We start from the raw sequence: 14,077 nt of genomic DNA on the forward strand, positions 1-14,077 counted from the left end.
ATCCAATCCGATCTAATCCAATCCGATCCCCAGATCCCGATGAAGGAGAGATTCATAATGGAACAATTCAGACTGCCGAAGATTCCGATGCCCGCGCTGGAGCTGCCGCAGGCGATTCAAGACGTGCTGAGCGAAGCGGAGACCAAGCTGGCTCACCGGCCGAAACTGCTGGAACTGTTCAAGAACTGTTTTCCCAACACGCTTCAGACGACGACCAAACTGCTGGACGACGGCACGACCTTCGTGATCACCGGCGATATTCCGGCCAGCTGGCTGCGGGATTCGGTCGAGCAGGTGATTCATTATCTTCCGTTCGCCAAAGAAGATACGGATTTGCAGCGTATCATCGGCGGGCTGATCAAACGCCATGTGCAGTACGTGCTCATCGATCCTTACGCGAACGCGTTTAACGAGTCGGCCAACGATTGGCATTGGAACAAAGGCGACGGTACCGAGATGTCTCCGTGGGTCTGGGAACGCAAATTCGAGATCGATTCGCTCTGCTTCGTCGTGCGTCTGGCGTATCTGTATTGGCAGGAGACCGGGCTGACCGACGTGTTCGACGAGAACTTTCGCCAAGCGATGGAAGCGATCGTGCACGTATTCCGTACGGAGCAGTACCATTTCGAACAGTCGCCGTACCGCTTCACCCGCGACAACGGCATCGAACACGATTCGCTGCAAAACAAAGGGCTCGGCATGCCGGTCAATTACACGGGGATGGTCTGGTCGGGATTCCGTTCCAGCGACGACGCGTGCGATTTCCATTATAATATTCCGGGGAACATGTTCGCCGTCGTCTCGCTGCGCCAGATGAGCGAATTCTACGAATGGATCTACCGCGATCAGGACGTCGTGCGCGAGCTGAGAAAGTTGGCGCAGGAGATCGACCGGGGCATCCGGCTGTACGGCATTTACCGCCATCCGGAATTCGGGCCGATCTACGCGTACGAGACGGACGGCTTCGGCAACTACTGCCTGATAGACGATGCCGGCACGCCGGGATTGATGTCGATTCCGTATCTGGGCTACGTCGGCGCGGACGATCCGGTGTATCAGAATACGAGACGGTTCGCGTTGAGCAAGGAAAATCCGTTCTATTATGAAGGCACGGCGGCCAAAGGCATCGGCAGTCCGCACACGCCGCCGCAGTATATCTGGCATATGGCGCTGTCCATGCAGGGATTGACCGCAAGCTCGAAGGAAGAGAAACTGGAGATGATCCGACTGTTGGAGAGCACCGACGCGGGCACGGGCTTCATGCACGAAGGGTTCCATGCGGACGATCCGGCGATCTTCACGCGCAAATGGTTCGCTTGGTCGAACAGCCTGTTCTCGCAGCTCGTCTACAAGTCGATGAAGGAGGACATTTTGTGAATGGGCAATATTTGAAAAAAGCGGCGGAGCCGCCGAATAAACGGCTGGTCTTTTTCCGCGATCCGAGCTTCCCGGCTTCGGGACCGCTGCCGGGGCTCAAAGAGATCGGCGCGTACGGTATCGTGTCCAGCGCGGCCGATCTGGGCGATACGCTGGCCGACAACTTTGCCGACGGCAACGGCGTGCTGATCAATCTGCACGCGCCTTATTTCCCGGAGAGCGCATGGAGCGCGATTCTGGGCTTCTTAAGAAAAGGCGGCGGCCTGCTGAGCGTAGGCGGCGCCCCGTTCAAACGTCCGGTACGTCAAGAAGGCGGACGCTGGCGGATCGGCCCGGAGCAGACGGGCTACCATCAAGAGCTGTTCATCCATGAGACGCTGCCGGTCGAAGGCGGCCGCGCCGTACGTCTGGAAGCGGCTGCCGAGCTGCCACTGATGAACGGCGACGAAGGGCTGTTCGTCGGCGGAACCGGCGAAGAATCCGCGTCCGGCGCGTTCGACGCCACTTGGAATCTGGTGCCGCATACGACCCGCGACGCCGATCTGCCGGAGCAGATGGGCTCGGCGGGCACGATGAGCACCAAGATCACGCCGCTGCTGCGGGCTTACGACGCGTCGGACCGGCCGGTAGCCGCGCCGGCCGTGCTGTGGGAACAGGTGCGCGGGCCGTTCGCGGGCTCGCGCTGGGTGTTCGTCAACCGTCCGCTGAACGGCTCGCTGGCCGAAGGCGAAGGGCTTAAAGCGCTGGCCCGCTGGGCGGCGTTCTGCGGGCGCGAAGCGGTCGAGCTGTCGCTGGCTCCGCACAGCGCCGTCTACGAGCCGGGCGAACGCGCGCGGCTGACGCTGCGCGCTCAGGTCATTCGGCGAGCGGGCGCGCCTGCCGACCTCCCGGCGTTCGCCGGGCAGGGCGAATCCGCCGCCGCGCTGATCAGCGGCGGCAAGACCGGGCGCATCGCCAAGAGCGGCGCCGGCGCACAAGGCGGCGAAGCCGCTTCGCTCGCGCGCGAGGCCGCGAATCCGGCCGCGCCGTCCGGCGCTTCTTCGGCCGATACTCTCGGCGAATCCGGCTCGCTCGCGGGCACCCCGGCGGTTCTCGCGCCCGGAACTTGGACGTTCGAGCTGTCCGTGGCCGCGCCGAGCGGCGAAGAAGTCTTTTCCCGTACGCTGCAAATCCCGGTCACGCAGGATTGGACCGCGAAGCACGTCCCGATTCCGGTCGATATCGAACCGGGCCTGTACGTGGCGACCTGCATCGCGACGTCCGCGGAAGGCGAAGTTCGCGTGCTGAGGCAAGGATTCTGGGGCCGCGACGACGCGCTGCTGGCCTTGGGCAGTCCGATCTCCGCGAACCGCGATTATTTCGTGCAGGACGGACGTCCGCTGCCGATCGTCGGCATGACGTACATGACGTCCGACGTGGCGCGCAAGTTCTTGTTCCTGCCGAACGCGGCGGTCTGGGACCGCGATATGGCGGCGATGGCCAAAGCGGGCATCAACTGGATCCGCACGGGCATCTGGACGGCGTACCGCAATATCATGCAGGTGGACGGTCACGCGTCCGAAGAAGTGCTGCGGGCGATCGACGCTTTTTTCCTGACGGCCGCCAAACATAAGCTGCACGTGACGTTCACGTTCTTCTCGTTCACGCCCGAGACGTGGGAAGGCAAGAATCCTTATCTCGATCCGCAGAGCGTGGAAGCGCAGAAGCGGTTTATCCGCTCGATCGTCAGCCGCCATACGGAGACGACGCATGTCGATTGGGATCTGATCAACGAGCCGTCGATGTTCGATCCGGCGAAGATTTTCTCCGCCGGACCGCGCTCGATGCGGGACGAATACGAACGCGCGGCGTTCGTGACCTGGCTCAAGAAACGGCACGAATCGATCCATCAGCTTCGCGAGCACTGGAACATGACGCCGGAGCAGCTTCCGTCGTTCGAAGCGGCGGTCGTTCCGGAAGCGGAAGAGATCAACTTCGACGTGCAGGATATGCACCGGGGCAAAAAAGGCACGCGCTGGCTCGATTACGCGCTGTTCTCGGTCGAGATGCACAGCGCTTGGGCCGCGGAACTGACGGCTTCGATCAAGCAGCTGGTGCCGAACCATCTGGTCACGGTGGGCCAAGACGAAGCGCTGGGCGCGCAGCGTCCGTCGCCGCTGTTCTACGAAGACGCCGTCGATTATACGACCGTGCATTCGTGGTGGCTGAACGACAGTCTGGTCTGGGACGGCGTGTTCGCCAAGACCCCGGACAAGCCGAACGTGATTCAAGAGACCGGCATCATGTACGTGGAGACGCCGGACGGCCGGGCCAAGCGCAGCGAGCTTGAACTGCGGAATTTCCTCGAACGCAAATACGCGTACGCGTTCTCGACGGGCGGGGCGGGCGCGATCCAATGGATCTGGAACACGAACTTCTATATGGATAACGCCAACGAATCGCATATCGGCGCGCTGCGGGCGGACGGCACGGAGAAGCCGGAAGCCGACGTGTCGTACGATTTCGGTCGTTTCATGGCGGAGATCCGCGATTTGTTCGCCGGACGGAAGCTGGAAGAAGTCGCGGCCGTTTATCCGTATTCGAACGATTTCGGCAATCGCCCGTTCGCGGCCGAAGCCACCAACCGGATGACGCGCGTGCTGACGTACAACCTGAAGCTGCCGTTCCGCGCGGTGTCGGAATACCGGCTCGATTCGCTGAAGTCGCATCCCGCGAAGCTGATCTTCCTGCCGAGTCCCCATAATATGGACGAAGACGCGATGAAGAAACTGCTGCGCATCGCCAAGTCCACGCAGGCGACGCTGGTCATCACGGGACCGGTCGGACTGGACGCTTATTGGCACGAGTCCGATCGCGCCGACAAGCTGCTGGGCATTCGGACGCTGGCCAATGTCCGGCGCGAAGAAATGCTGGACATCGGCGGCAAACGGCTGCCGGTCTCTTTCGGCAGCCGCCGCATCGCGGAGACGCTCAAGGAAGTGCCGGCCGACGCGGAAGGCCGCGCCGATACGGTACTCGACGTTCCGAACGGCAAAGGACGGGTGATCTGGAGTCCGCTGCCGGTCGAGCTGGGAGCGGGCGACGAACCGATCGCCGAATTGTACCGCTACGCCGCCGAGCAGGCGGGCGTCGTCGACGATCTGGAATGGTCGGCCGGCGGCGAGCTGGCCGGAATCTACGGCCGCAAGCTGAAGTTCGCCGGCGGCAGCTTGTACGTGTTCGTGTCCGAATATGCGTGGGACGCGGAAGTGCGGATTCGCGACCGGGCGACGGGCGCTTCTTACGCGTTTACGCTGGAGAGCGAGCGTTCCGTGCTGTTCGCGGCCGACGCGGACGGCAGGCTTACGGCCGTATACCGGCCGGACGAAGTGAAGATCGAAGCCGGCAGCGAGACCCGCGAATAAAAGAAAGCGAGTCCGAACGTTTTCTTTCGAAATCGGCCTCGCGATTCGCGGCGTAACCTCGTGTTCGGACAGATCCGCAAGCGAAGAAACCTTAGCCGGTTTCTTCGCTTTTTTGGCATTAAGCGATACTCGGAGCATCGGCCGACGGCAGGCGGCCAAGCCGTTCTTTGCGCGTTTCGGAAGTGCGGCAGGCTTTCGATTTCGCGCCTTTTTGCCTGCTTTCTGAGTCACGCGGCGATGTGAGGGTTAAGAAAATGGGGTGCGAAAAACGAACTTTTTGTCGAAACTTTTTATCGAAAAGTCTCGTCTAGTGTTAACAAGGCACTAATCGTTAAATCCAACAGGAGGTGCAATCCTATGAAAACTTATACCCGTGCGGCAAGCTTGCTTGGCGTACTGCTGCTGAGCGGCGCTCTGGCAGCCTGCGGAAACGAGTCGGACTCCGCATCTCAGAACAAACCGGCCGATTCGGAGGCAGTCCAAAACGATAACAGTTCGATTGAAGATCCGGCTACCGCGCCGGCCGGCGACGAAGAGAACGCGGCGGACGACAAAGCGGCGGCAGACGATACCAAAGCCGAAGGCGACACCGCGGCCGGCGGCACCACAGGCGCGGGCGCCAAAGACGGCAGTCAAGGCGCGGCGGACAAAGGCACGACGGACAAAGGCGCGGACAAAAGCGGAAAAGGATCGGAAACTTCCGCCAAAGCCGACGACGAGAAGCCGGTAGACGTCTCCAAACAAGGCAAAAAAGGCGAAGGCACCGATCGCCCCGACACCGAATCGTTCCAGATCGACGGCAAGAACGTAACGGGCAAACTTCAGGAAGGCTACGGCTATGCGTTATACGCGCTGGACGGACTGGAGTTCGATGCCGAACGCAACCGTTTGTCGCTTAAGTCGAACCCGGATTATTACGCGACGGTCACGCCGCTTGCCAAAGGATATTCGTTGGCTTCGCTGAAAAAAGAAGGAACCGCGGAGCTCGAAGCCTACGGCAAAGCGTCCGAAGTAAAAGGAAGCGATATTCCGTCCGCGCTTTCGTTCTCGCGTCTATTCATGACGGCCGAAGGCGATAACGGAACCGGACAGTTCGCGCTTTGGGAAACGCCTGCCAAAGGCTACAAGCTGGAGATTCATCTGCCGTCCGGATCGGAAGCCGATTCGTTCGCGCAGCTTGCGTACGCTTCGCTCAGCTCGCTGGCGGACTGAGGTTTCGAAGAAGGCCGATCCGAACCGATCGGCCTTCTGTCAATCGAACCGTGCCCATAAGGCACGGTTTTTGCTTATCGCCGGATCGGGTATGATATAGATGCGCGAAAGAATAAAGAAACGGAGGCGATCCCTGGTGCCGGACCGAAGATTGTTGGACGAACTGTACCGGATGCGCGATCTGAACGGAAACGACGACGAACTGGAACGCTTCACCGACATTCTGAACGAACTGTGCGAGAACGCTTCGGCAGACGTCATTCCGGACTTGTGCCGGATGTTGGAAGACGACGTGATCGAACCGAGCGCGGCAGGGGATCTGCTGGAAACGATTTTCTATATCTCGGATCGCTGCGGCATCGAAGAAAGCATGTGTTATCTGGCGCTGGGCGTGCCGGGATTGTTTCCCGGAGCGGAAGGCTGGGCGGTCAGGCTGCATCGGATGCTGCTGCATGCGGATCGTCCGAACGCTCCTTATATTTCGGCCTATGCTTCGGCGCTGCGGCGTATTCCCGCAAGAAGCATACGTCGGGTGCTCAATACGCTGCTCGAGATCAAGCGGATGCAAGCCGAACTTTACGAGACGAAGGTAGACCGCTTCGCGCAATTGCTGCTTAGCGACGAAGCCGAACAAACGGGCGGCCATGAAGCCCGGGCAGGGCATTGATCGCCGGCCGCATCCTAGATGCGGACCGGGGAAGACGGAGGTGAGGGACGTGACGATGACGCCGGAACAGTTTAAGAGCGCCTGGAATACGGCCGTGGACGGTCCGCTGCTGCGCTTCGATCCCGAAGCGTTGGAAGCGGTACCGCTCTCGGACGAAGCCAGGCATTTTCTATGCGAGGCCGGCCTGCCGGCGGATTCCGCGCCTTATCTGGAATTCCGTTCCGGGGAAGGGACGTTGTCCGATCTCAAGACGGCGTTCGGCATGCCGCGCGAATATTCCGCTTATTGGCTGCTCGGAACGACGGGATACGGCGATCCGGTCTGTCTGAAAGCGGGAAGTTCGCAGGTCGTCTGCATTCGGATGGACCGCGGCGGAACGGAATGGTTCATCAACTCTTCCGTGCCGCAGTTCGCGGAATTTCTGCTGGTGTATGCGGAACTGGTTCAACGCACGATCAAAGAGAACGGTCCGGACGCTTTTCTGGAAAACGATATCCCGCAGGATACGCTGAGATGGGCCGTAGGCGAATTCGGCCGAATCGACCCTGCGGCGTTCGCGCACGGCACGTTCTGGCGGGAAGAAGTGGAAGAGCGGCTGCGGCAATGAATCATGCGGAGCGGGGGAAGCTCGTCATACATAAGAAAGCGGGGAAAAAGCATGGGGACGATCCTGTTGGTCGAAGACGATGTCGGCTTGAACACGGGCATCGCGCTGGCGCTCGGCGACGGAACAACCGAGGTTCGGCAGGTTTACGACTTGGCCGGCGCGGAATCGTAGGACTGCTTTGCAACTTAAATCCGGCCCTCCGCGTCTATTTCGTGACGGGAGGGCTTTTCATATGCCGATTAACAAACGAAAACTTACATTTAAAACTAAAAGACTGACGTTCGCGGCTGCGCTTACGGTCTTCGGAACGCTGACGGCGGGATGCGGAGCAGACTCGGCGAAAGTGACGTCCGAGAAGCCGCAGGCCGTTTCCGAAAGCGCGGAGTCGGTCAAAACGGCAGCCGCAGCGGATACGCAAACGGAACAACAAACGCGGGAAGACGACTATTTGGATAAATCCGATTACACCGTGCAGCAGCTGAAGCCCGGCCAAGCCGATCTGCTGAACGATCTGATCCGTGCGCAGAACGCGGGCGATCAGGAAGCTTACGCGGCGCTGTTCGCTTCGGATACGCCCGAAGAGGCCAAGCGGATCTCGTTCAAGATCGCGAAGTTCGAGCTTCGGGTGCGCAGCGAAGGAGACGGCCCGCAGCGAATCGGCGCGGAGTTTCAGGAAGAACCAAGCGGCGAATCTTATTCCGTCGTCTACGAATTAGTCGCGGAAAACGGTCAGTGGAAGGTACGTTCCGCCGAACGCGCCGCGGGGCCGCTTGTCGACGAATCGATCTACGAAGGCGATGCGCTGGAGATCGCGAAGCTGATCAACCTCAGCATCAAGTACCGGAACGAAGGCGACGCGGCCGCTTACCGCAAACTGTTCGGACCCGGCTCCAACATGAACGAACTTCAACCGAATGCGCAGCCTGTCAAAGAGATGCAGATCGCCGATATTCATTATTCCGAAGCCGACGGCGCTTCGATCGTATATCCGATGATCAAACGCGAAGGCGAGACGGAGCTCTGGATGCCGGGATACGCGCTGCTCAAAAAAGACGGAAAATGGCTCATCTACGACATCGACTAAAGCTTCCTTTGCGTGTACGATTGTCCGCCCTCTGCGAACAACTTGCGTCAGTTCGATGATTTTTTTCCCGAACTGATGCCGTTTCCCGATTTTTAGTGTAGGATGGAGTATGCTCCCGATGAACGCGGGTTCGCATCACAGCAGCACAGAATCGGAGGAACTTTTAGTGGAAACCACCAACAAGCCGGAGGGCGAGAACCTTCAGAAGAAACTGCTTCCCCGGCATATCAGTTTTATGGCGATGGGAGGAGTCATCGGCACCGGCATCTTCAAAGGAAGCGCGGAAACGATCGCGCTTGCGGGTCCGGGCGTCGTCTTGACCTATCTGTTCGGCGGCATCCTGCTGCTGGTCGTCATGGGAGCGATCGCGGAGCTCGCGAGCGTCTACCCGAACCGCAACATGAAAGACTTCGTCCGGCAGGCATTCGGGCCGCGTCCGGCGTTTATCGTCGGCTGGCTGTACGCCTTCCTGATGTTAAGCGTATGCGTCATCGAAGTGACGGCGGCGGGTTCTTTCCTGCAATATTGGATGCCCGGCGTACCGCTCTGGGTGCTCAGCCTCGCCAGCGCGGCGCTGATTCTGGGCATCAACCGCATGAGCGTAGAGACGTTCGGCGAGACCGAATTCTGGCTGGCCGGCATCAAGATCGCCATGATCGTCGTGTTCGTGATTCTCGGAGCGGGGCTGCTGTTCGGCTTGATTCCGGGAGCGAGCGGCGATGCGCCGGGATTGACGAATTATACGTCGCACGGCGGATTCCTGCCCAACGGCTGGCTGTCGGTCTTCTCGGCGCTGCTGGTCGTCATGTTCTCGTACGGCGGTTCCGAACTGATCGGACTGACGCTGACGGAAGCCAAAGACGCCGAGAAAGTCATGCCGCGCGTCGTCAAAAGCTTTATCCTGCGCGTCGTGCTGTTCTACACGCTGCCGATCCTGATCATCTGCGGCCTGATTCCGTGGAATCAGATTGCCGGACAATCGAGTCCGTTCGTGCAGGTGCTCGAAGCGACGGGGCTTAGCGGCGCGGCGCATATCATCAACTTCATTCTGGTCACGGCGGTGCTGTCGGCGGCCAACTCCAGCATCTACGGCGCGACGCGAATGCTTCATTCGATGGCGGCCGCGGGGGAAGCGCCGAAAGCGCTCGGAACCACCACGGCTACAGGCGTACCGGTCGGCAGTCTGAGACTCTGCGCGTTCGTGCTGGTGATCGGCGCGGTCATCGCGTTCGTGGCCGGAGACAATCTGTTCTCGATCCTGCTGGCCGTACCGGGCTTCGTCGTACTGATCGTCTGGTTGTCGATCTGCCTGGCCCAGATCAAGCTGCGTCCGCACTATCCGAAACAGCCGACTTTCCGCATCTGGGGTTACCCGTATATCACGGGCATCACGGCGCTGCTGCTGGCCGTCATCGCGGCCGGCTTCGTGATCGATCCGCAGAACCGGCTGAGCATCGGGGTCTGCGTCGGCGTATTGATTCTGCTGATCGTCTGGTCGGTGGCGAAGTTTAAGAAAACGGAGGAGTAACGGATGACGATGCAGATTCCCGACGATTTTTGTTGGAACGGCAAAGACGATTGGGAACTGCTCGGCATTCAGCCCCGCTTATTGTTCGATCCTGCCGCTTACGGAATACCGGTCGGGAGCGATCGTCTTACCGCCTGTTATCGAGGGTATTATTGCCGGTTTAAGGTGGAACAAGAACAGTTGAAACTGGACAGATTGACGGTTTTTGCCGTCGAAGGTATCGAACAACCTCCGTTCAACGGCATCCGTCCGCAGCACGTAAAAAAGCCGTTTCTTTTTTATCAATACCTCGATTTGGAATTCTCGCTGCCTTACTCGGGGACGGTCTGGCTGGGCCAAGCACCCGAAGCCGCGCGCGGCGGAGGAATGCACGAAATCGTGGATTATCGAGAGATGCATGCCCTGGTTTTCGAGCGGGGAATGCTGATCCGTACCGAAGATTACAGCGAATTGCTGGCGGACATTCGAGCGCAGACGGATATGTCCTCTATCGAAAAAGTCATCATGGCCTGCGAACTCACGCTGCCGCGAGAGGAACGGCTGCAATACGAGTTTCGGTAAATAAGACGAAAAAAGCCGAGTGCGGAATAACCGCATTCGGCTTTTTGGGTTACCCCGATTCGTTTCGGCGCTCGTCAAACGTTTAAAGATACGCCCAAAAGACCTGTTTCGCCCGCTCCCAATCGACTCCGAGGCGTCCGCGCCAACCGGCCCACGGCATTTCCAGATCGGAGCGGCCCTGCGTCGTGTCCAGCTCCATGCCGGCTTCGACCATGTCTTCATGATCGATCCAGCGATCCGGACGAATCGGCAGGCCGATATTCGGCAGCACGCCGATCTCGGCCAATACGCTGAGCAGCGCGCGGCGGGTGCCGGCGTTGCCGCGCAGCACTTTCTCCGCGCTGAGCCGTTTCTCCAGCGCGCCGGGTTTCTCGTCGTCCGCCGCCCGGTCGACGGCTTCGAGCAGACGCCGCAGCGCGGCGGCGTCTTCCTTGGTCGGCACGACCTCCGGCAGTTCCAGCCGCTCGGTCAAGTCCGCATAGACGCCGACCGGCGAAGCCCAAGAATAGCCGATCCAGAGCGATTCGCGGATCTGAGACAGATTCGAACAGTCGGTCAGCGAATGTTCGTAATAGCCGCAGACGCCGCAGGACACGAGCTTGCGGGCGCGGCGATAACCGTGCGCCGGCAGCAGCCGCGTATAACGCAGGCTGATCGGACCGTTGACGCCGCGCCGATAACGGTCGCCGGCGGCCGCCACGAATTCCCCGATCAATCGGGCTTCGGACAGCCGCTCGTCGCGTCCCAGCTCGGCAATGTCGTTCATCAGCGCATCATGTTCCAGCAGAACGGGTTCGTTCGCTTTCCAGCCGATTTCGTGCATGAACGTTTTGTCTTCGTCCGAGAGGACGGAGTCGTCGTACAGGCTGACGCCGAGCTGCGGATCGTAAGTGCCGTTCGCGTAGAAGTAGAGTTTTTTGAACAACGCCATTCTTTTTTTGTACATTTTGTCGAGATCGCTCATGAACGGTTCTCCTTTCGGATCGGTAAACGGTTCAACTCGCGCCGCACAAGCTGATCCGCCTGCCGGGTCGTTTCCGGCAGACGATAACGCGGCGTCAGCTTCAGCATCCACGCGCAGGCCGTTTCCGGCGAGATCAGATGGCCGGGCGAGACGAAGATCGGCTTCACGCCGGTCTGCGTGCGCAGTACGCCGCCGACCCGATCGCCTTCATGGATCAGCGGCGAAGACGAACCTCGCACGGAATCCGGTTCGTCGTATTCGCCGACCAACCGCGTTTTGCCGCAGCCGATCGTCGGCACGCCGAGCAGAAGCCCCAGATGGCTGGCAAGCCCGAAGCGGCGCGGATGCGCGATGCCCTGCCCGTCGCAGACGATCAGATCGGGCGAGGCCTGAAGCCGTTCGAAAGCTTCCAACACCGGCGGCAGTTCGCGGAACGAGAACAGGCCCGGTATGTAAGGTAAAGACGGCGTACCGACGGCGCAAGCCGTTTCGACGACTTCGAGCGTTGCCGCGTCCAACAGGGCGACCGCGGCTACGAGCCGGTCGTCTTCTTTGGCGTAAGCGACGTCGACGCCCGCGACATGGCGGACGTCGAACGGCTGCGGATCAAGCAAGGATATGCGCGACGCCAGCTCGGTTTGCAGCCGGACCGCTTCTTCTTCGCTTAGCGTCCAAGAGTGACGAAATACAGGCTGCATGGTGTTCCTCCTATACGGATCGGAATGAGGCCGGCATGCGAGCGGCGATCGACCGTCAAACGGCCGCTCCGCTTTTGCGCGTCCGGTTCAAATGCACCATCAAGAACAAGAACGCCGCCGCGAACGATCCCGTGATGATCCAGATCGGAATGCGCGGATCGAGCGTGTACGCCCAGCCGCCGACGATGCCGGCCGGCGAAGTGAGCAGCAGGATGACGACGGACAGCATGGAGAACACTTTGGCGCGTTTCTCGTCGTCGATCGCGTTCTGCACGGCCGCTTCGAGATACGGCGAGCTGATCATCAGACCGACGGCGGCGAGCACGGTGCTGAAGCCGATCCAGACCAGATTCGAAGTCGGCCAGAGCACCAGCATCACGTTCGACAGCACGGACAGTCCGAAACCGGCCATCATCGAACGCGTTTCCGCTTCGGCGGGGATCTTCGGCATGATGAACCACAGGGCCAGCAGCATGATGATCGAAGAGACCGCCGGCACCAGCGAGATCAAGCCGCTGTCCACATGCAGGAAGTCGGCCAGATAGAGCGACAAATACGTCGTTTTGAGCGTCGCTTGGAAATTGAACAGAATATAGACGACGAAGATCAGCATCAAGCTGCGGCTGGCGAACAGGTCGCGGATCGCGCCGCTGTATTCGATCAGGCTGCTGCGAAGTCCGAGTTCTTTGGTTTCTTTCATTTTGCGGTAGCCCATTTCCGTCTCCGTCGTGGTGACATGGCGCCCGATAAACTGGAAGGTCATCAGCACCGAGCAGAGCACGTACATGATCCGCGTGCCGGATACGAGTCCGTAATGGTCGACCAGCAGGCCGCCGAGCGGAGCGAACAAACCGCCGATCACGCCGATGATCTGAAGCAGCGTGAATACGTAGGTTCGGTCTTTGGGCGGGGTATCTTCGACGATCAGGCAGTAGAACGCGACATGCGGAACCCGCTGCAAGCCGTTGATGAAGGTGGCGATCACGAAGAACCAGATGTTCTGCGAAAAAGCGAAGATCAGCATCGCCACGCTCCAACTGAGCACGTCGAACGTCAGAATGGCGCGTTTGCGGCCCATCCGGTCGGTCAGATAGCCGCTCATGAACGACGACATGACCTGCACGATCAGACCGAGCGTCGTGATCCAGCCGATATTCGTCTCGGTCACGCCAAGCTCGTACATGTACAGCGTCGCGTAAGTCGCCATCATGCTGTACGGAATCAGGAAAAAAGGCTCGAAAGCCAGACAGCCCCGGCTGTTGCCGCGAAGTCTCGGGAAAAGCGTCCTTGCCATGTGCGTCTTCCTCCGGTGTCGTAAAATGGGTACAATGGGAGCGATAAAAGGTTAAGCGTTTTCGAACCCGTCCGTATATAAGTTACTACAGCGAAAACGAAAAAAACAGGCGAACACGCAAAAAGCGAAACGGAGGAAAAAAATATGGCCGAACGAACAAAAATCATCGAGGTGGTGCCTTACGATTCCGCTTGGCCGCAGGCGTTCGAACAGATCGCGGCCGCCGTGAACGGATGGATCGGCGATCTGCTGATCGGCATCGAACATGTCGGCAGCACGTCGGTTCCGGGTCTTGCGGCCAAACCGATCATCGATCTCGACGCGGTGATGCGAAGCCGGGACGTGCTGCCGGAAGTCATCGAACGTCTGGCGAAGCAGGGATTCGAACATCAAGGCAATCTGGGGATCGAAGGCCGGGAAGCTTTTCGTCCGACGAGAGACTTCGGGTTTACGAACTACCATCTGTACGTCTGCGCGCCCGACGGAGCCGGTTACCTCGAACATCTCGCGCTGCGCGACTACCTGCGGAACCATGACGAAGCGCGCGACGAATACGCCCGGCTCAAGCTGGAGCTCGCGCGGGCGCATCGAACGGATATCGACGCTTACGTCGAAGGCAAAACGGCGTTCGTGCGGAAGATCCTCCAGCAAGCGAACCGGCCTACTTCATAAGCGTCCGGA

Annotated in this window: 12 protein-coding genes; 9 read left to right on the forward strand and 3 right to left on the reverse strand. The window is 59.8% G+C overall.

Annotation, left to right across the window (positions count from 1 at the left end):
• Window positions 1–57 precede the first annotated feature (57 nt).
• The 8 genes from CDO73_RS13305 (at window position 58) to CDO73_RS13340 (ending at window position 10,440) form a co-directional block, all read left to right on the forward strand.
• Entirely contained in the window at window positions 58–1,377 is a 1,320-nt protein-coding gene (locus tag CDO73_RS13305) for a glycoside hydrolase family 125 protein (RefSeq protein ID WP_088489002.1), read from the forward strand.
• Window positions 1,374–4,781 (forward strand): beta-galactosidase, encoded by a 3,408-nt coding sequence (locus CDO73_RS13310; protein WP_088489003.1) that lies wholly within the window; start codon window positions 1,374–1,376, stop codon window positions 4,779–4,781. The genes CDO73_RS13305 and CDO73_RS13310 overlap by 4 nt, the downstream gene beginning before the upstream one ends.
• 357 nt (window positions 4,782–5,138) lie before the next feature.
• Entirely contained in the window at window positions 5,139–5,993 is an 855-nt protein-coding gene (locus CDO73_RS13315) for a hypothetical protein (RefSeq protein WP_088489004.1), read from the forward strand.
• Between the two features lie 136 nt (window positions 5,994–6,129).
• The gene (locus tag CDO73_RS13320) at window positions 6,130–6,660 is read left to right on the forward strand and encodes a hypothetical protein (protein WP_088489005.1); all 531 of its coding nucleotides are present in this window, start codon (window positions 6,130–6,132) and stop codon (window positions 6,658–6,660) included.
• 55 nt (window positions 6,661–6,715) lie between these two features.
• Entirely contained in the window at window positions 6,716–7,267 is a 552-nt protein-coding gene (locus tag CDO73_RS13325; protein ID WP_256972696.1) for an SUKH-4 family immunity protein, read from the forward strand.
• 232 nt (window positions 7,268–7,499) lie between these two features.
• On the forward strand, window positions 7,500–8,351 hold the full coding sequence (locus CDO73_RS13330; RefSeq protein ID WP_088489007.1) for a hypothetical protein: 852 nt from the start codon (window positions 7,500–7,502) through the stop codon (window positions 8,349–8,351).
• A gap of 235 nt (window positions 8,352–8,586) precedes the next feature.
• Complete coding sequence (locus CDO73_RS13335; protein WP_256972697.1) at window positions 8,587–9,879, forward strand: amino acid permease; 1,293 nt, start codon at window positions 8,587–8,589, stop codon at window positions 9,877–9,879.
• Between the two features lie 3 nt (window positions 9,880–9,882).
• Complete coding sequence (locus CDO73_RS13340) at window positions 9,883–10,440, forward strand: hypothetical protein (RefSeq protein WP_088489009.1); 558 nt, start codon at window positions 9,883–9,885, stop codon at window positions 10,438–10,440.
• 82 nt (window positions 10,441–10,522) lie between these two features.
• Here CDO73_RS13340 and CDO73_RS13345 read toward each other — a convergent pair whose 3' ends face one another.
• From CDO73_RS13345 to CDO73_RS13355, 3 genes are read right to left on the reverse strand one after another with little or no spacing between them, the layout of a single operon-like run.
• Entirely contained in the window at window positions 10,523–11,404 is an 882-nt protein-coding gene (locus CDO73_RS13345) for a hypothetical protein (protein WP_088489010.1), read from the reverse strand.
• Window positions 11,401–12,102, reverse strand: a complete 702-nt coding sequence (gene nfi, locus CDO73_RS13350) for a deoxyribonuclease V (protein ID WP_088489011.1) — start codon at window positions 12,100–12,102, stop codon at window positions 11,401–11,403. The genes CDO73_RS13345 and nfi overlap by 4 nt, the downstream gene beginning before the upstream one ends.
• A gap of 55 nt (window positions 12,103–12,157) precedes the next feature.
• Window positions 12,158–13,396: an MFS transporter gene (locus CDO73_RS13355; protein ID WP_088489012.1), complete on the reverse strand. Its 1,239-nt coding sequence runs from the start codon at window positions 13,394–13,396 to the stop codon at window positions 12,158–12,160.
• Between the two features lie 144 nt (window positions 13,397–13,540).
• Here CDO73_RS13355 and CDO73_RS13360 point away from each other — a divergent pair, with 144 nt between their 5' ends.
• Window positions 13,541–14,068, forward strand: a complete 528-nt coding sequence (locus tag CDO73_RS13360; RefSeq protein WP_088489013.1) for a GrpB family protein — start codon at window positions 13,541–13,543, stop codon at window positions 14,066–14,068.
• The last annotated feature ends 9 nt before the right edge of the window (window positions 14,069–14,077 follow it).

Source organism: Saccharibacillus sp. O23, assembly GCF_002205895.1.
GTDB lineage: Bacteria > Bacillota > Bacilli > Paenibacillales > Paenibacillaceae > Saccharibacillus.